Origin of the sequence: Pseudomonas sp. Z1-29 (assembly GCF_051131995.1) — a bacterium.
Taxonomy (GTDB): Bacteria; Pseudomonadota; Gammaproteobacteria; order Pseudomonadales; family Pseudomonadaceae; genus Aquipseudomonas.
Genome location: NZ_CP071645.1, coordinates 2,998,607 through 3,016,419, shown reverse-complemented (window position 1 = coordinate 3,016,419; position 17,813 = coordinate 2,998,607). Strand labels below are relative to the sequence as shown.

Below are 17,813 nucleotides of genomic sequence, written 5' to 3'. Positions count from 1 at the left end.
TGTTTTTATATTGGATCGGCCGTCGACACGTTTCCGACACCCGCAGTATTTAGTAGCACGCATGTTGAAAAGACAAGTATCTCCCTATCGATGGCAGTGACAGACATGTGCACGACATTCTCAACCATGTTCCTGGCCAGCCAGGGAGGCGTCTAATGGGATTGTGCTTCTTACCCGGCTGGAGTCTGTTCCCGTGGATACAACCAATAACAATACCTGTGCCTCGGCTTCGCACCTGCAGAAAACCTTGCGCTGGAGCGATGCATTCGCACTGTCAATGGCGGTGTCAGGCTCGATCTTCGCTTCTTTCGGCTTCGCCCTCGGTGCACTCGGTCCGGTAGCCGCGCTAATGCTCTGGGTGGGCTCGGCAGCCATCGGGGCCTGTCAGAACTGGATTTTCCTGGAAGTCAGCGCAATGTTTCCGGATAAACCTGGCGGCATCGCAATGATCGCGGCCGAAGGATGGCGCAAACGCTGTGCCTGGGTCGGTCCCTTGGCCGCCTTTGGTTACTGGCTTGGCTGGTCGGCGGTGTTGTCGATCATTGGCGTGAGCGCCGGAGCGTTGATTCAGGCGCAGTGGTTTCCCTCGCAAATCTGGAGCTTCGATACAGGTCTGGCCAACATTGGCCTGGCCCAGATGATCGGAGCGGGTTTGATCGTGCTTTTCTGGCAATTCAATCGTCGCGGCATCCATCTGGCCGCATCGGTCTCCAAATACATGGGGGCGCTGCTGCTGGTGCCGATCCTGGTGTTGGCAGTGGCGCCTTTGCTGGCTCATGGCTGGAGCATGGAGCGCTTCGCATCGGCCTGGCAGGCGCGCGAGGCGTTCGGTTGGGAGTCGTTGCGCACCGCGTTGGTCTGGATGTTCCTGGTCAGCTGGAGCGCCTATGGCACCGAAATGTGCGCAGCCTTCGGGCCCGAATATCGCAGCGAGCGGGACATGCGCCTGGCGTTGATGAGTTCAGGTGGCTACACCGTGCTGGTGTTTGCCGCAGTAGCTTTCGGCCTGGGCGGCTTGGTGGATCCGCAAGCGGCCCTGGAGAACCCCAGCGGTTTCTACATTGCGGCCTTCAACGCGGTGCTGGGCACGGGCTGGAGCAGCTTTTTCGTGATCGCGTTGCTGGTGGGGCTGTTCATGGGGTTGAACGCGGCATTGGCCGATGGCTCGCGGGCGTTGTACGGCACGGCGCTGGAAGGACTGACCATCAAACAACTGGGTGTGCTCAACAAACACCAGGTACCTGGACGTTGCATGAGCGTGGCGGTGGCGGTGAACCTGGCGATGATCTTTTTCCTGTCATCGCCCTTGGCAATTCTGGTGACGGCCAATATTGGTTATCTGACCGCCATCTTCTTCGCGCTTTCGGGCTTCATCTTGCTGCGCAAGGACGCACCGTTGCACCCGCGTCCGGTGCGTCTGGGACGCGGCTGGCTGCCGGTGGCCTGGCTGCTGAGCGTGTTCACTGGCGTAGTGGTCGGGGTCGGGGCCGCATCTGCCGAGCTGGCCGGTTATGGCGGAGCGAAGGAGGTGCTGATCGCCTTGGGCATCCTGATGTTTTCACTGCTGCTGTATGCCTATCGACGACTCGTGCAAGACCGCGCCCCGGCCTTGCCATCGGTCTCCCCACACTGAGCTGCATTTACAACAACAAGAAAACTGACCAAGAGGTGCAGGCATGCTGTCCGTTGAAACACCAACGACCTATTACACCGCCACTCGCAAATATGACTTGAAGTTCAATGACCTGGAGCACGATGTCGAGGCCGAAGTCGTCGTTATCGGAGGTGGATTTTCCGGTATCAACACTGCGTTGGAACTCGCCGAGCGCGGATTCACCGACGTGGTAGTGCTGGAAGCCCGTTACCTGGGTTTCGGCGGCTCGGGGCGCAATGGCGGTCATGTGATGGCCGGGATCGGACACGATCTGGAGAAGATTCGCAAAAGCGTCGGCGAGGAGGGGCTCAAAGCGATTTTCGAGATCAGCGACCTGGGCGCCTCGATTATCCAGAACCGCATCCAGCGTTATCAAATTGATGCGGATTTCTGCCACGGCTATGGCTATCTCGGTTTCAACAAGCGCCAGGGTCGGCTGCTACAAGCATGGGAAAAAGAATACAAACAGCTCAATCCGGATCACGAAATTGCCTATCTGGAGGGCGCCGAGGTCCAAAGCATCGTCGGCTCGGACGTATACAGCTGCGCCTTGAAGCACATGGGCAACGGCCATATCCATTCGTTGAACATGCTCCTGGGGTCGGCCAAGGCCTTGGTGGGCCTGGGTGGACGCATTTATGAAAACACCCCCGTACTGGAGGTGACCTATGGCGACACCATTAACTTGCGTACGGCGAAAGGTTCGGTTCGGGCGAAGAAGATCCTCTGGTCCTGCGGCGCGTTTCTGGACCGGCTCGAGCCTGAATTGCACAAGACGATGGTGAGCACTTACGCCTTCCAATTGGTGACGGAGCCGCTTCCCCCTGCGCTGATCGAACAGATCAGTCCGATACGAGGTGCCTTCAGCGATATTCGTCCGGTGATCGAGTACTACCGGGTGACCAATGAAAACCGTCTGCTCTTCGGTTCGGCGACGCGCCTGCTCGAGTACATTCCCAACGATCTGAAGGCGTGGAACCGAAATCTTATGCTCCAGGTTTTCCCCTACCTCGATCACGTGAAAATCGACCTGGCCTGGGGCGGGCCGATGGAGTGCAGCGCTAATCTGTTCCCACAGATCGGTACCTTGCCCGGGCGCGACAACGCCTATTTCGTCCAGGGTTACTCGGGCTTCGGCGTGACGCCGAGTCATGTGGTCAGCCGTGTCATTGCCGATGGCATGACCGGCGGTTCACGGCATTGGGATGTGATGAGTGCGATCCCGCGTACGCGGATTCCCGGCAAGGATCATTGGCGCAACCTGATCTGCACCCTTGGAAAGGCCAGCCACCAGCTGGCGGGCTACCGCAACGGTCGCCGCTGATATCGCCTTACCCATGACCTGACTGGCGCTGACTGACGGCGCCACTGCTTCTCCTTTCGCATATCGGAGTACGGCCCATGCTCGCCTGTAAAAAAACAATAATCGCGCTTTCGTTCGCCTGCGTCTGTGTTCCAGCAGCAGCGCAGCCGCTGTACAAGGATGAAGCCACGGAAGTCGATGCGCGCTTGCTCGCGTTGGCTGGCGCCTTCCATAGCCGGGAAAACTACTCGCAATCGGGAACACGTAGAGAGGGGGCCAGCCGGTGGCAAGAGGCGGTCCTGCAATACGGTTTCGACCTGCGCCATAGTCTCGACGCCGGGTCGCAACTGTACGGTTCATTGAATTGGGTAAGCTCCGCCACCTTTGGCGATGGCGACCCGGCCGGCTGGTCTTCAGGTGATGAGCGCACCACGAAAATCGAGGACGCTTTCGTGGGTTGGCGCTCCGGCACACGGTTCGATGTCATGGACGAGAACGGCGTGGACATATCGTTCGGGCGGCAAAACATCGTGATCGGCGACGGCTTTCTGGTCAGTGGCGATGCCTTGAATCTCGGCAAGGAGTTTGTCGACGGCAAAGCCAATCGGGGCGGGGGATACTACCTGACCGGTCGCAAGGCTTTTGATCGCACGGCCGTACTGCGCCTGGGTGGCCAGCAAGGCTGGCGGGGTGATCTTATGTGGCTCAAGTCCGACAACCCGGCCCAGGCCAGGCCGGAATTGGCACTGGGTACGCTGGAGCATGTCAGCGAGCAGGGCACCCTGGGCCTGACTTATCTGAAAGTCACCGATACCGACCAGGCAATGGCGGACCTGTTGTTTCCCGAGCGCAAGGGTATGCAGCTCTACAGCGTTCGCGGACAGGGTAATGCAGGGGTTTCCGGGCTGTTCCTGGCCGGTGAGTACGCTTGGGAGCAGAAAGATAACGCCAGGGAGAACGCCTGGTATCTTGAAGCCGGTTGGACGTTTGACGATGTTCCCGGCACGCCTTCGATCAACTACCGATACAGTCGTTTCTCCGAAGGCTACGACCCGCTTTTCTATGGCAATGGCCGCGCGCTCGGTACCTGGTTCCAAGGTGAAGTCGCTGCCAACTATGCGGGCCCGTTCAACAGCAACGCCACTGTGCAGCATGTGGGATTGAAACTCGCTCCCGCCGAGGATCTCAAGCTAGGCATCTTGCTTTACACCTTCCGCACCCTCGACGCGAGCCGTAACCAACTGGATGCCGACGAGGCGGACCTCTACGCCGAATGGTCGATTGACCCGCATTGGACCCTCATGCCCCTGGTGGGCCTCTATAAGCCGAAGCAAAGTGCCGCAAATGGCGGGACACAAGTCGGCAACAGCACCACCAATCTCTACGGGCAGGTTTTGGTGGCGTGGTCGTTCTAGGTCGGAGGCGGTTCCCGAAGGTCAAGGCTTCAGCACCACCTTCACGCAGCCGTCTTTCTTGTCCCGGAAAGTCTTGTACATCTGCGGGCCGTCCTGAAGGCTCACGGTGTGAGTGATGACGAAACTTGGGTCGATCTGCCCCTCCTGGATGCGCTGGAGCAGATCATCGGTCCAGCGGTTCACATGGGTCTGGCCCATCTTGAAGGTCAGGCCCTTGTTCATGGCGGCGCCGAACGGAATCTTGTCGATCAAGCCGCCATAGACGCCGGGGATCGACAACGTGCCAGCGGGGCGGCAGACGTACATCATTTCCCGCAGCACGTGGGGGCGGTCCGACTCGAGCATTACCGCTTGCTTGACCCGATCATAGATGGAGTCGAATGAACGGGTTGCGTGGGACTCCATGCCTACCGCGTCGATGCATTTCTCCGGCCCCTTGCCTCCCGTCAGCTCGGCCAGGCGGTCCAGCACGCTTTCTTCATCAAAATTGATGGTGATGGCGCCACCGGCCTTGGCCATGGCCAGGCGCTCGGGCACGTTGTCGATGCATACCACCTGCCTGGCCCCGAGGATCACCGCGCTGCGCACCGTGAACTGGCCGACCGGGCCGGCGCCCCAGATCGCGACGGTGTCGGTTGGCTGGATATCGCATTGCACGGCGGCCTGCCAACCGGTGGGAAAGATGTCGCCAAGGAACAGCACTTGCTCGTCGGTAAGGCCATCCGGGATGACCACCGGGGTGAAGTCCGCGTAAGGCACGCGCACGTATTCGGCCTGGCCGCCGGGGTAGCCACCGGTAAGGTGGGTATAGCCAAACAAGCCCGCCGTGGTATGGCCGAAGGCCTTGTCGGCCAGGTCCTTGTTGCGGTTGCTGCGCTCGCACACAGAGAAATTACCCCGCCGGCATTGATCGCATTCACCGCAGCAAATGGTGAAGGGGACCACCACCCGATCACCAATCTTCAACTTCTTGTTGGCCGAACCAACTTCCACCACTTCGCCCATGAACTCGTGACCCATGATGTCGCCATGCTTCATACCGGGCATGAAACCGTCATACAAGTGCAGGTCCGAGCCGCAAATGGCGCACGAAGTGACTTTGATAATCGCGTCTCGCGGATGTTCTATCGTCGGGTCGGGGAGATGGTCATCACAGCGGATATCTTTTTTTCCATGCCAGCGTAACGCTTTCATTTGATCTACCTCCGGGGTGGGGTCGGTACGCTAGCCACCAAGTCATCTCGTTGCGCACCTGTTGATGTTTTCGGTTGAAAGAAAACCCCACAAGTTCAAATCTTGTTTGCACGGATCAACAGGAACGCGATAAACGGCGAGGCATGTCAGGTAAGTGAGAGGCGTGAGAACCACAAGCGAGCCGAGGCGTCAGATACGCAGAGACGGCTGCCTTGGGGGGTTGAATCCAGGCTGGCGGATTTGAAGTAAACGGCTACGTTGTAGAAGACAAAATTCTCGGGGAATCCCATCGACACTGTGAGGCTCAAGCATGACCAGCTCAAACATCAGCGTTGGCGCGGCGCTACGTGCCGGTACCGGCAAAACCTTCGTGGACCTGGACGGTTATAACGACACCGCCAAGATAGCCGTGGGGCCGGACGGCAAGATCTGGCTTGCCGGGATGACCTGGGTGGAAACTGGTCAGTGGGAGTACGAAGGCTACAGGACTTCTTTGGTACGCCTTAACGCCGACGGCACGCTCGACAGCACTTTCAGCGACGATGGTAAAACCCTGCTGCCTCGCGACATCTACCCGGGCGAAGGTTATAGCGCAGCCGTACAGGCCGACGGAAAGTACCTGATCGTCTATCCACATTTTTCTGCGCCGAGCATCGTCATGATCCGCCTGAACACCGACGGTTCGGTGGATCAGAGCTTCGGCGTCAATGGAACGGCCACCGCTCCGGCAGCATGGGGTGATTCCGCCAGCGCGACCGTACAGCCTGACGGCAAGATCCTCGTGGCGAATCATGACTCTTATGACCAGATTTTTTCCGTCAATCGTTTCAACCCCGACGGTACGGTCGATTCCAGTTTCAACGGCGGCAGCGCCGTGGAGTTCACTGTTCCGGGCCTCAGCACATTGGAAGGCTTTGGCCTGACGCTGCAGGCCGATGGAAAAATCCTCGTGCCCGGCTACAACGGCGCGTTTGTGGTCGCGCGGTTGAATCCTGACGGGTCCCTCGACACAGGTTTTGGCACCGACGGCACGGCCGACATTGAAGTAGCTGGCATGGCGAAATCGATTACCGTGCAGGCCGACGGCAAGATACTGGTAGCGGGTTACAACGAGGAGGAGGGAACCGGATTCGACTTCAAGATCATCAGGCTGAACCAGGACGGAACCTTCGACGCAGGTTTTGGCAACAATGGCATCGCTGTACTCGACCTGGCCGGCGGCAGGGATACGGCCCGGGACATCACCGTGCTTGCGGACGGCAAGATCCTGGTAGCCGGGCAGAGCAATTATTTTGGTAACGATGACTTCAGCATCATCAGGCTGAATCCTGACGGAACCCTGGACACCACCTTCGGCGCGCTGGCCGGTGTGTTGCCGCAAATTGAAGGAAGCGCGGGCGCCGATGTTCTTTATGGCTCCTACGTCCCGGAACTGCTCACCGGTCATGAGGGCAATGATGTGCTCGATGGAGGAGGGCAGCGCGATGTTCTCCATGGCGGCGCCGGCGCCGATGTGTTCCGAATCAACTCCATCGGTGACAGCTACCGCACCGACTCTCAGGCCGTCAGCGATCGCATCGTTGATTTCGATCCGGGCCAGGACCTTATCGACCTGTCCGCCTTGGGCTTCAGCGGACTGGGCAATGGGCTCGACGGAACCCTGGCGGTCTCTGTCAATGACAGCGGTACCCGCACTTATCTTAAAAGCTTTGAAGCGGACGGGCAGGGCCATCGTTTCGAACTGGCACTCAACGGCGATCTCTCTCAAGTTCTCAACGAAACCAACGTAGTGCTGAGTCGCACGCTGATCCAGGGAACGGAGTCGGCCGATCGCCTGAAGGGCTCGGCGGCGGGCGACGTGCTCATCGCCGGCGGCGGCGACGATGTCGTCTCGGGCGGCTTTGGGCACGATGTTCTTGATGGAGGATCGGGGCGAGACGTGCTGACAGGAAGTGAGGGGGCCGATGTGTTCCGCTATGGATCCCTGGAGGACAGCTTCCGTACGGCGGATGGAAATTTCCAGGACCGGATTGTCGACTTCGACCCGGATACCGACAAGATAGACGTCTCTGCGTTAGGCTTCACCGGGCTAGGGAACGGCTACAACGCGACGCTGACGGCCGTGCTGAGTGAGGATGGCCAGCGAACCTTCCTGAAAAGCTACAGCGCCGATGAACAGGGGCGTCGGTTCGAAATCACGTTGCAAGGCGATGTGGTGGCGCAACTTGGAGACGATGATTTTATCTTCGCTTCGGGTGATGAGCCTTTTACCGAGCTGCAGCTTCTTGGGGTCGCTGCGCCTGAGCAGCTTGGGTGATCCTTGCTACGCGTCCGGCACCGCTCTGGGTAGACCAATGCTACTGAGTGACGGGTCCGGACGACAAACCAACGACAAGAGGCCATCAGGATAGGCACTTCCAACTAGCCATCCTGAGCCTCTTACATGCCCTCGAACCGAACTGCCGTACCCGCTTTGGCACTGGCACTGGCATTGGCGATTGCCATGCCCATGACAGAAAGCCTGGCTGCGCCTGTCAATAATGCCTCCGCGACCAAACCGATGCTGGCGCCTGTGCAAATGGCACACACCTTTGCACAGGTGCGCAAAGGCAATGTCGTCAGTACGCTCCTTGTGACCGCGCTGTCTGAAACCAGCGTGACGGCAATTGACCTGAGCGAGCTGTCCGGTCTTCATAGCGCTGATGCATTCGACGTCATCAGCCGTTTCAGCCTCGCGCGCCTCGACGCGCTTGCAGGCCAGCCGTCACGCACGCAAGTGCATCCGCTTGCCCGGCTGATGGGTGTAGGCCCACGGGGTGTGGCACATATCGCGGCCGGCACGAATTATCCAGAGCATGGCAAGGAGGTCGGCGTAGACGAGGCCTTCCTGTTCCCCAAGATATCGCCCGCCAGCGGCCCTGTTTCAAAAATCATTGCCGCAACGGATGCCTTGATGGACTACGAGGTTGAAGTGTGCGCGCGGTTCGACCGCGAGCTGAGATCCGCAGCGGATTTCGACGAGGCACGTAAGGGCTTCTTTATCTGCGGGGACTTCAGTGACCGAGCGGCCCTGGTCAGAAATATCAATTTGAAGGACATCACTTCTGGAGACGGTTTCCCTGATGCGAAGAGCGGAAACGACCGTTTTCCCGTTGGTCCGTTTCTGGTGGTGCCCAAGGATTGGAAAACCTTTCTCGCCGCTGTCGTTATTGAAACTTATGTCGATGGCGAACGACGTCAGCAAGCGAACGCAGGCGACATGATCAAGGACCTTCGCCTTATTGTGCGAGAAACGCTCGAACAAGCAACCACCCGTACCTGGTCGTATCAGGGCGGCCGCATTCCCATGGTCAACCGCCAGGCAATCGACACAGGCAGCGCTGTACTTACCGGGACCGGTGACGGAGTGGTGTTCAAGGAGCCAGGCCCCGAGGTTATCGACGAGCTCATGGGAGCACGCAGCCGGGATCAGCAACTCAGCGTGATCGAAGCCTATCTGGCGGCAGAGCAGAAAAAAGGCATCTATCTGCGCCCGGGCAACACCGTGCGGTATTCGAGTAATTATCTTGGCTCGATCGAGACCGAGGTGGTTTCCGTCAGCTCCGCTAAATAATCACCGGAAAGCCACCGCCTGCCGCTCATCCAGGATTCTCGACGACATTTCGACGACACCCCTAGTTCAGCGTTAGACCACGTACGGCGCATAGCCCCCTCTCTCTGAATACAGGTACGGTATGAAACCTTCTCTGATTTTCTCCGCCATCCTTTGTGCCACTTCCGGCTTCGCCAACGCTGAGATTGCTGATGATGACGCGAATCCCACCCGCAAAACACCGCAATCCCGCTGGGGCCTCGGACTGGGAACCGCAATATCAAGCGGCGTTTATGCCGGTGAGGGCGTGCAGCTAACGCCTTTCCCTCTCTTCAGCTACGAAGGTGAGCGGTTTTTCTGGCGTGGAATAGCCGGCGGCGCGCATCTGTTCGAGCGTGACGGTTTCGCAATCGATGCGACATTGTCTGCACGCATGGATGGAATCGATCGATCAGATTTCGGCAGACGCGAACTCGCAGACCGTGGCGTTGACCGCTCATTGCTCGATGACCGTGACGATGCAATCGACATGGGGATCGCGGCCACGTGGACCGGGGACCTGGGGCAACTGGAGCTCGCCGTCAAAAGCGACATCAGCGACGCCAGCGATGGCTATGAAGCTGGGTTGAAGTACGGCTACCCCATTCAGTGGGGGCGAAGCAGAATCACCCCTAGCGTCGGCATTTCCTACTTGTCTGAAAAACTGGCGAACTATTATTACGGTACGCTTCCTGGAGAAGTCGACCGAGGCGTTGTCGATTACCGGCCCGGCAGTGCGACGGTGCAACGCGTCGGTCTGGATTTTGCTCGACCATTCGCAGAGCGCTGGGTGTTCATCGCAAATGCTACGTATGAACACCTCCCGGTGAAAATCACCGACAGCCCGTTGGTAGACGAAGACACAAACGGCGCGATGTCCGCGTTTATCGGGATATCGAGAAGTTTTTGATCGGCAACGGGCCCGGACCAAATGGTCAGGCGTACGCTGCCGACTGATCCGTACCAACCCTGGATTTACTGCGGACAACTCGGGTATGAGCATGGACAATAGGGTCAAACAGGCCTTGAGCGTTCTCATCATTGAAGACAACGCGGCCTTGGCTGCCAACATCTATGATTATCTTCACGCTTGTGGACATCATCCCGATGCGGCGCCCGATGGCGAGACGGGCCTCAGTCTCCTGGCGAGCAACCGATACGATGTGATCGTGCTCGACTGGATGATGCCGCGCATGGACGGCATGACAATGCTGGCGAAGCTTCGCAATCAATTGAAGTCTCGCATCCCGGTAATATTGATCACCGCCAAGGATCAAGTCGCAGACAAGATTCAAGGGTTTCTTACGGGCGCGGATGATTACGTTGTCAAGCCGGTCGCGCTTGCGGAGCTTGAAATAAGATTGAGAGTCGTCACTCAGCGCATGAGTGGCGCGCATCTCGAGTCGCAGGTACTGCAAGTGGCCGACTTGCGATTTGACCTGGACACCTTGCAGGTGACGAGGGCTGGTAAAACGCTCGCGATGACGCCCGTTCGCCGAACACTGCTTGCTTTGCTGATGCGCAGGTCACCAGGCCTGGTACGCCGAGATGAGCTTGAAACGCTGATCTGGGATGACCGCGTTCCGGACAATGACGCCCTGCGTTCACATATGTATATGTTGCGCAAGGCCGTGGATGGAGGCGCGTCACACAAGCTGATCAAAACCGTGGCGGGTAGCGGTTACCGTCTGCAAGCCGCCGATGAATGAGCACGTCTCTCAGCGAGATCAACGATGGCAGCCAGTAGCTTGAGTCGCAGGATCAGCGTGATTTTCATCTTGTTCGGCCTCACATTGGCTGCAGGACTGACCATCCAGGGCAACTTGAGCCAGCAAATGGTCGTTCATCCCATCTGGCGCGAGCTTTTGCAGTCCAGTACGGACCAGTACCTGTCTGATGGAAGATCAACTGCGGAAAAAGATCTTTCATCCGCCGGGATAATTCGGGGTTGGCGTCTGAACGGATATGCTCCGCCACCCGATATGCCCCCGTACTTCGCGTCGCTCGACCCTGGCTACCACGATGAACATCAGATGGATTCCTATGACACCGACCGTAGCCATGCTGTGCTCGTAACACCGCTTGGGAACGAGCGTATTGTCATGTCCGTGGACATAACCGACCTGGAAAACCATCAAAACATGACAGCGCTGCTGAGCGTGCTCATGGCGCTATTGAGCAGTTTGATGATCCTGGGCGCGATTGTCTGGGTCTACCGCACGCTGAGGCGACCCCTCCAGCTACTGGCCCAACGGATGGATGAGCTGGACCCGGAGCAACCGGCCCTGCGCCTTGCAACCGACTTCGACTTGAGTGAATTGCACGACATAGCGGTCATTGTGAACCGTCACCTTGACCGGGTAGGACGATTCATAGAACGGGAACGCAGCCTGTTGGACCTGGCCAGCCATGAATTCCGTACGCCTGTCTCAGTGATTGCAGGCGCCGTCGACGTTATCAAATTGTATAAGTTGCCAGCGGAAACAGACCGACCTTTGGCGCGCATCGAGTCGACAATAGGCAATCTGATGGAAATCATGTCGGCCTTATTATTCCTGTCCAGGGAGCCCGATGCGAAGGCTGCCGCCGAGACCACACGGCTCGACGCGATAATCGTGGCCTTGGTTGACGATCATGCGCATCTGCTGAACGGGACGGGGGCGGCATTTGTGATCGAAGAATTTCATCCTGCGACAGTTGCCTGCCCCGAGGCGATGGTCAGGATCGTCGTCAGCAATTTGCTGCGCAATGCGACAGAGCACGGTAATGCAGGGCCCATCAGAATCTGCCTGGCGGACGGCAGATTGAGCATACGCAACAGCTCGGGAGGCTTTGACGTGGTCGAGGCCGCTCGACGCCATACCATGGCGTTGAGGGATTCAAGCAAGCAGGGCGGGGGACAAGGTCTGGGGCTGTTCATCACCCGGCGAATTTGCGAGCGATTTGGATGGACCCTGATACTCTCGTCGGCGGTTGAAGGTGAGATTCTGGCGCAATTGCACTTCGGCCAGGCGGCCCCATACGATGACCGGGCCGAGGCCTCGGGCCAGTCGTACCGAGCGCCTCCCGGCAGCCTACGCTGACATCCAGATGAACCAACGCAAGGAACAGCGCTCAATGGATTGCATCATCCGCAAGGCAACGAGTACCGACGCCACAGCAATAAGCCTGGTGGTCGTGGCGGCGCTGCGCGAGTCCAACGTTCAAGATTATTCGCCAGAGATCATCGAGCAGGTGCAGCAGAACTTTTCACCCGCAGCGATCCTGAACTTTCTCGGCCAGCGAGAGGTATATGTCGCAAGCAGTGACGGTGAGGTTGTCGCAACAGCGAGTCTTGATGGAAACGTCATCCGAAGCGTGTTCGTTGCGCCTGCCTGTCAGGGCAGAGGCATAGGGCATCAGCTGATGGCAACGATTGAGGCGGGGGCCGTGCGCGGTGGTGTGGAGCGGCTACGAGTTCCTTCCTCGATCACCGCGCAAGGCTTTTATTCTTCTCTGGGTTTCGAAAAAGTCCGGGACGAGTTTCACGGCGCGGAGCGCACGATCATCATGGAAAAAAAACTGGGCAGCTAATCCTGCGCTCATCAAAAAAACCTCAAAGCAACTCTTAGATGCCAGAATCTCCTGGTTAGATCGTTCTGGAGATCCCCATGCTTCACGCATTCGAACAACGGCTCGACCCTTTTCCGCCTGACGAAGTCCCACCGCCACCAGACGGCCTGGCGCGTTTTTTGTGGGCCTGCACGCGGGGCGCCCGCGGCTACATCCTCGCTTTCGCGCTGCTCAGTGCCGCCGTGTCGATCTACGAAGCCTGGCTGTTTTCGTTTCTCGGACAGGTCGTCGACCTGCTCTCGACCTGGCAGGCCGGCGGCGATGCGGCGGGGCAGGAGAGTCGAGTGCTGTGGGGCATCGGCATCATGCTGGTGACCAGCATCGGCCTGGTCGCGTTGCGCACGATGGTGCAGCACCAGGTATTGGCGATCAACCTGCCGTTGCGGCTGCGCTGGGACTTTCATCGGCTGATGCTGCGACAGAGCCTGTCGTTCTTCTCGGATGAGTTCTCCGGCCGGGTCACCACCAAGGTGATGCAAACGGCGCTGTCGGTGCGCGAGGTGCTGTTCACCCTCATCGAGATCGTCCCCGGGATCGGCGTGTATTTCATCGCGATCATCGCCCTGGCCGGCGGCTTTGACCTGAAGCTGATGTTGCCTTTCATTGCCTGGGTAGTGTTGTTCGGCCTGGCCATGCGCTACTTCGTGCCGCGCCTGGAGAAAGTGGGGCAGGAGCAGGCCAACGCGCGGTCATCAATGACCGGGCGGGTCTCGGACGCCTATACCAACATCACCACCGTGAAGCTGTTCTCCCACTCCAAACGCGAAGCACACTTCGCCCGCGCGGCCATGGAGGATTTCAAGCAAACCGGCTTTCGCCAGATGCGCCTGGTCAGCCAGTTCGAAATCGTCAATCAGGCACTGGTGGTTGCCTTGATCCTCGGGGCCGGCGGTTACGCCCTGTGGTTATGGCACCAAGGCGAAGTAGGCACCGGCGCCGTGGCGGCGATCACCGCCATGGCGTTGCGTATCAACGGGATGTCGCACTGGATCATGTGGCAAATGACCTCGCTGTTCGAAAACATCGGCACGCTGCAGGACGGCATGGAAACCTTGACGCGGGGGCCCAAGGTTCAGGATGCGCCGGACGCCGGCGTGCTGGTTACTACCGGTGGTGCGGTGACCTTCGACAATGTCAGCTTCAATTACAACGGCGAACGCCAGGTGCTCGATGGCCTGAGCCTGAACATCCGGCCGGGAGAAAAAATCGGCCTGGTAGGTCGCTCCGGTGCCGGCAAATCCACGCTGATCAACCTGCTGCTGCGCTTCTATGACGTGGACAGCGGTGAGATTCGAATCGACGGGCAGAACATCGCGCATGTCACGCAAGACAGCCTGCGCAGCGCCATCGGCATGGTCACTCAGGACACGTCCCTGTTGCACCGGTCGATCCGCGACAACATTGCCTACGGTCGCCCCGACGCCACCGATGAGGAAATACGCAGTGCCGCAGCCAGCGCCCAGGCCGATGGGTTCATCAATCAACTTAGCGACAAGCAAGGCCATAGCGGTTACGACACCCTGGTGGGTGAGCGCGGCATCAAGCTTTCGGGCGGCCAGCGTCAACGCATCGCCATTGCCCGGGTCATGCTCAAGAACGCGCCGATCCTGCTGCTGGACGAGGCTACCAGCGCACTCGATTCAGAAGTCGAAGTGGCCATCCAGGAAAGCCTCGATGAAATGATGCAGGGCAAGACCGTGATCGCCATCGCCCATCGGCTGTCCACGATCGCGGCGATGGACAGGCTCATCGTCATGGACGAAGGGCGGATTATCGAACAAGGCACCCATGCCGAATTGCTCCGGAAGAACGGCACCTATGCTCGGCTGTGGCATCACCAGAGTGGCGGCTTTCTGGGGGAGGATCAGGGCGTGGTCGAGGCGGTGGAGTAGGCGAGGGCGATGGCTGTTCACTGGAACAGCCGACACATCACTTCTGCACGCCAGCCACCCGACGACCGCTCATGAAACACAAGAATCCACCCATGGCGGTCAGTGCGCTCAAGGCATAGAACATCGTCGGCGCCGGAGTTTGCAGCAGCAGGTACCCGCAGATCACCGGGCTCAGGGCACCACCAAGGGCTGCCAGGTTTTGCGCGCCGTAATAGCTGCCGCGCAGCTCTTCCGGGGCCAGGGTATCGACGAAGAGGAATTCGGCCGGGTAGATGATCATCTCCCCGAGGGTGAAAATGAACATCGCCACGCACCAGCTGAGCATGTCGTCCGCCAGGCTGAAGCCGATCAGGCCGACAATGAACAGGCTGGTGCCTGCGGCAATCCAGTAGCGCAGCTTTTCGCGATCCAGGAACCGGCCGATCTGGTACTGCAGCAGGATCACGGTGATCGCGTTGCAGGCGAGCAGGGCGGCCATGATTTCCAGCGCGCGCCTGGAGTCATGGGTCACCAGCAGGTATTGCGACAGGTAAAGCGTGAAACGTCCGTGCACCACCGTGCTCAAGAGGCAGCCGCACGTGAACATGATCAGCGTGCGGTCGTTTTTCAGGGTGATCAGCGTCTTGAGAAAGCTTGGCGCTGGGCCAATGGCCGGTGTCGCTGCCCTGGGGATGCCGGTCATCAGGAAGATGCTGAAAAACGCGATGCCGCCAGCAATGAGGAATGGTGCGATCGGGTAGACACCGGCAATCACCACGCCGAGCATCGGGCCGGTGGCGTAGCCGATATTGGTCAGGGTGTAGCGCAGGGAAAAAGCCTTGGCGCGCTGGCCAATGGGCAGGTTCTCGCTGAGGATCGCCTTGGAGCCGATCAGGAACAGCGCTGACGCGGTCTCGGTGATCACCACGGTCAGCGTGGTCAGGTAGAGGTTTTCGGCAAAGGTCAGCAGTACGAAACCGACGGCGCTGGAAAGCATCGCCAGGATCAGCAGTCGGCGCTTCTCCAGGCGGTCGATGACATAGCCGCCATAGAGGGCCAGCAAGGTGGCGATGAAGACCGCGATGCCGAGCAGCAAGCCGACGTCCTGTTGGTTGAGGCCCAGCTTGTTGCTCAAGAATAACGTGAGCAACGGGCTGGTAATGGCGCGACTGACCACGATGGTCAGGGAAACAATCATCAGGCGCCGAATAACGAGTGAGTAAGTGGCCACGGTGGTGCAAATATCCTTATTCAGATCAAACGTGATCCCGATAATGCCGTTCATAAACCGCCGCGGGATGATCCTCGGCGACTGGCCCCGCGGTGTCTGACCACCATTGCGCAACCTCGGCGCCGGTGGCGATCCATACGTCATTGTGCCGTTGGATGCCCTCGATCAGTTCGCGCAACACGCCTATCCGTCCCGGCGTGGCGATGATTTCCGGGTGCAGGCGCAGCACGTAGCAGAGGCCGAACCGGTGAAAGCCGGCGAAGTCCATCTGCAGGTTGCCCAAGGTGTGGCTATAGGACGCGATCCGCGATTGCGCGGGTGGCACTGCCGGGCTCAAGTTGAAGGCGAAGTAAGGCTCGTCCTCCAGCTCATAGTGCAGCGGTACTTCAATGACGCTCGGTACGGTCGGGTGAGCGAATGGCAGGTCATCGCCGCGCCACGACGACGACCAGCGAATGCCCTGATCCCTCAAGGCTTCGATGAAGCCCGGAGCACCGTTGCCCGCCGGGATTCGAAAGCCGGTCGGGCGCTGGCCGGTCAGCCGGGCCAGGGTCTCGCAGCCCTTGGCGATATCGTCGCTTTGGGCGGCCAGGTCCAGTCTGTCGTAGTCCTGATGGCGATAGCCAGCGCAGGCGATTTCATGGCCGTCGGCCTGGATCGCCTGAATGTGCGCGGGGTTTTCCTCGGCAACGATACCGGGGACAAACCAGCTGGCGGACACCCCGAGCTGCTTGAACAGGCCGAGCATTCGCTCGACGCCACGTTGGGTGCCGTAGCGCCATACCGACAGCGTCTTGTCGCGCCCGGCGACCTCCGGGGCCTGGGTGAGGATGCCGTGGATGTCGTTGTAATCGACAGTCAGTACCACCGCGCAGCGATAGCCTTTCGGCCAGATAGGGGAGTCAGCCATGGTGATGCTCCTTCAGCCACCACTGGGCAACGTCGCGGCAGGTGGCGAACCACACGTCGTCGCGCGTGCGCATGTGCTCGAAGAGTTTTTCCAGTAGCAGGATGCGTCCCGGCTTACCGGTAATCTTGGGGTGGAAGAGGGTGGTCAAGCATAATCCCTCGTCCATTGCGCCGTCGTATTCGCGGCACCAGTTATCCAGGGTCAGCGCGTAGCTGGCCGTGCGGTCCAGCCCGGAAGGGAAGTTCGGCGCACGGGTATAGGCGAGAGAGGCGTAGTCGTCCATTTCCCAGCGACCGGGAATTTCCACCAGTGGCGTGTCGAACCCCGGCACGTTCACCAGGTATGGCCGGTCATCGCCGCGCATGCTGCTGGAATAGCGCACGCCGGCTTCCACCAGCATCGCCGGGGTTTCGGCGCGCCAGTCGCCGGACGGCGTACGAAAGCCTTCGGCGCGGATGTTCAGATGCTTCCAGAACACCTCGCGGCAGATATTCATCACCTCCTTTTGCTGATCCAGCGTCAGGGCATAAAAGGACTCGTGCCTGTAGCCGTGATAAGCCACCTCATGCCCGCGCTCGATGATCGCCTGGCACTGTCTCGGCCAGTTCTCCACGACCCAGGCCGGGACGAAGAATGTCGTCGGAATCTGGAACTCGTCGAGCAGGTCGAGCAGCCGCGGCAGCGCCCGATAAGGGCCATAGCCGCCGAAACCGAAGTACTCGGGCTTGCGCCAGATCGAGCCGTTGAGCATGGCATCACCGGTCGGACCATCGAGGTCGAAGGCCAGGGCCAGACAAGCCTTGTGCGGGCCGGGCCAGGTGGGTAGGTGTGAGGAAGACATCTGTAGTGCTCCGATAATTTCAAATACACACCCGATCCCCTGTGGGAGCGAGCTTGCTCGCGATGAGGCCGGCACATTCAGCATGTTCGGTGAATGAAACACCGCTATCGCGAGCAAGCTCGCTCCCACATTGGATTGTGGATCAGCTCCG

The 17,813-nt window shown here is 59.3% G+C and carries 14 protein-coding genes; 10 read left to right on the top strand and 4 right to left on the bottom strand.

Going from position 1 to position 17,813, the window contains the following annotated elements:
- Window positions 1–193: 193 nt before the first annotated feature.
- The 3 genes from J3P84_RS13755 to J3P84_RS13745 all read left to right on the top strand — a co-directional run bounded on the left by J3P84_RS13755 (window position 194) and on the right by J3P84_RS13745 (window position 4,372).
- Window positions 194–1,633: an APC family permease gene (locus J3P84_RS13755; RefSeq protein WP_434623610.1), complete on the top strand. Its 1,440-nt coding sequence runs from the start codon at window positions 194–196 to the stop codon at window positions 1,631–1,633.
- A gap of 43 nt (window positions 1,634–1,676) precedes the next feature.
- Complete coding sequence (locus tag J3P84_RS13750; protein ID WP_434631125.1) at window positions 1,677–2,978, top strand: NAD(P)/FAD-dependent oxidoreductase; 1,302 nt, start codon at window positions 1,677–1,679, stop codon at window positions 2,976–2,978.
- Window positions 2,979–3,055: 77 nt separating this feature from the next.
- Complete coding sequence (locus J3P84_RS13745; RefSeq protein WP_434631123.1) at window positions 3,056–4,372, top strand: hypothetical protein; 1,317 nt, start codon at window positions 3,056–3,058, stop codon at window positions 4,370–4,372.
- A gap of 21 nt (window positions 4,373–4,393) precedes the next feature.
- Here the strand turns inward: J3P84_RS13745 and J3P84_RS13740 are convergent, their stop codons facing one another.
- Entirely contained in the window at window positions 4,394–5,566 is a 1,173-nt protein-coding gene (locus tag J3P84_RS13740; protein ID WP_434631120.1) for a zinc-dependent alcohol dehydrogenase, read from the bottom strand.
- A 310-nt stretch (window positions 5,567–5,876) separates the two neighbouring features.
- On the opposite strand from J3P84_RS13740, the gene J3P84_RS13735 reads away from it, so the two are divergent.
- The 7 genes from J3P84_RS13735 to J3P84_RS13705 all read left to right on the top strand — a co-directional run bounded on the left by J3P84_RS13735 (window position 5,877) and on the right by J3P84_RS13705 (window position 14,701).
- The gene (locus tag J3P84_RS13735) at window positions 5,877–7,883 is read left to right on the top strand and encodes a M10 family metallopeptidase C-terminal domain-containing protein (protein ID WP_434631117.1); all 2,007 of its coding nucleotides are present in this window, start codon (window positions 5,877–5,879) and stop codon (window positions 7,881–7,883) included.
- Between the two features lie 126 nt (window positions 7,884–8,009).
- Window positions 8,010–9,179: a fumarylacetoacetate hydrolase family protein gene (locus tag J3P84_RS13730; RefSeq protein ID WP_434631114.1), complete on the top strand. Its 1,170-nt coding sequence runs from the start codon at window positions 8,010–8,012 to the stop codon at window positions 9,177–9,179.
- Window positions 9,180–9,300: 121 nt separating this feature from the next.
- Entirely contained in the window at window positions 9,301–10,107 is an 807-nt protein-coding gene (locus tag J3P84_RS13725; protein ID WP_434631111.1) for a MipA/OmpV family protein, read from the top strand.
- Window positions 10,108–10,192: 85 nt separating this feature from the next.
- Window positions 10,193–10,906, top strand: a complete 714-nt coding sequence (locus J3P84_RS13720; RefSeq protein WP_434631108.1) for a response regulator transcription factor — start codon at window positions 10,193–10,195, stop codon at window positions 10,904–10,906.
- Between the two features lie 57 nt (window positions 10,907–10,963).
- On the top strand, window positions 10,964–12,280 hold the full coding sequence (locus J3P84_RS13715; protein WP_434631106.1) for a sensor histidine kinase: 1,317 nt from the start codon (window positions 10,964–10,966) through the stop codon (window positions 12,278–12,280).
- Window positions 12,281–12,314: 34 nt separating this feature from the next.
- A complete protein-coding gene (locus J3P84_RS13710; protein ID WP_434631308.1) occupies window positions 12,315–12,770 on the top strand; it encodes a GNAT family N-acetyltransferase in 456 nt (151 codons plus the stop codon).
- A gap of 77 nt (window positions 12,771–12,847) precedes the next feature.
- Window positions 12,848–14,701, top strand: a complete 1,854-nt coding sequence (locus tag J3P84_RS13705) for an ABC transporter ATP-binding protein (protein WP_434631104.1) — start codon at window positions 12,848–12,850, stop codon at window positions 14,699–14,701.
- Between the two features lie 37 nt (window positions 14,702–14,738).
- On the opposite strand, the gene J3P84_RS13700 is transcribed toward J3P84_RS13705, so the two are convergent.
- Genes J3P84_RS13700 through J3P84_RS13690 form a run of 3 tightly spaced genes read right to left on the bottom strand, consistent with a single transcriptional unit; the run spans window position 14,739 to window position 17,662 of the window.
- A complete protein-coding gene (locus J3P84_RS13700; RefSeq protein WP_434631102.1) occupies window positions 14,739–15,911 on the bottom strand; it encodes an MFS transporter in 1,173 nt (390 codons plus the stop codon).
- 25 nt (window positions 15,912–15,936) lie between these two features.
- Complete coding sequence (locus J3P84_RS13695; protein ID WP_434631100.1) at window positions 15,937–16,821, bottom strand: polysaccharide deacetylase family protein; 885 nt, start codon at window positions 16,819–16,821, stop codon at window positions 15,937–15,939.
- Window positions 16,814–17,662 (bottom strand): polysaccharide deacetylase family protein, encoded by an 849-nt coding sequence (locus tag J3P84_RS13690; protein WP_434631098.1) that lies wholly within the window; start codon window positions 17,660–17,662, stop codon window positions 16,814–16,816. The genes J3P84_RS13695 and J3P84_RS13690 overlap by 8 nt, the downstream gene beginning before the upstream one ends.
- Window positions 17,663–17,813: the final 151 nt, after the last annotated feature.

What these genes read in the sequence shown, in the direction of transcription:
- J3P84_RS13750 (WP_434631125.1), top strand. Translation starts at nt 1,677, where the DNA reads ATGCTGTCCGTTGAAACACCAACGACCTATTACACCGCCACTCGCAAA.
- J3P84_RS13745 (WP_434631123.1), top strand. Translation starts at nt 3,056, where the DNA reads ATGCTCGCCTGTAAAAAAACAATAATCGCGCTTTCGTTCGCCTGCGTC.
- J3P84_RS13740 (WP_434631120.1), bottom strand. Translation starts at nt 5,566, where the DNA reads ATGAAAGCGTTACGCTGGCATGGAAAAAAAGATATCCGCTGTGATGAC.
- J3P84_RS13735 (WP_434631117.1), top strand. Translation starts at nt 5,877, where the DNA reads ATGACCAGCTCAAACATCAGCGTTGGCGCGGCGCTACGTGCCGGTACC.
- J3P84_RS13730 (WP_434631114.1), top strand. Translation starts at nt 8,010, where the DNA reads ATGCCCTCGAACCGAACTGCCGTACCCGCTTTGGCACTGGCACTGGCA.
- J3P84_RS13725 (WP_434631111.1), top strand. Translation starts at nt 9,301, where the DNA reads ATGAAACCTTCTCTGATTTTCTCCGCCATCCTTTGTGCCACTTCCGGC.
- J3P84_RS13720 (WP_434631108.1), top strand. Translation starts at nt 10,193, where the DNA reads ATGAGCATGGACAATAGGGTCAAACAGGCCTTGAGCGTTCTCATCATT.
- J3P84_RS13710 (WP_434631308.1), top strand. Translation starts at nt 12,315, where the DNA reads ATGGATTGCATCATCCGCAAGGCAACGAGTACCGACGCCACAGCAATA.
- J3P84_RS13705 (WP_434631104.1), top strand. Translation starts at nt 12,848, where the DNA reads ATGCTTCACGCATTCGAACAACGGCTCGACCCTTTTCCGCCTGACGAA.
- J3P84_RS13695 (WP_434631100.1), bottom strand. Translation starts at nt 16,821, where the DNA reads ATGGCTGACTCCCCTATCTGGCCGAAAGGCTATCGCTGCGCGGTGGTA.
- J3P84_RS13690 (WP_434631098.1), bottom strand. Translation starts at nt 17,662, where the DNA reads ATGTCTTCCTCACACCTACCCACCTGGCCCGGCCCGCACAAGGCTTGT.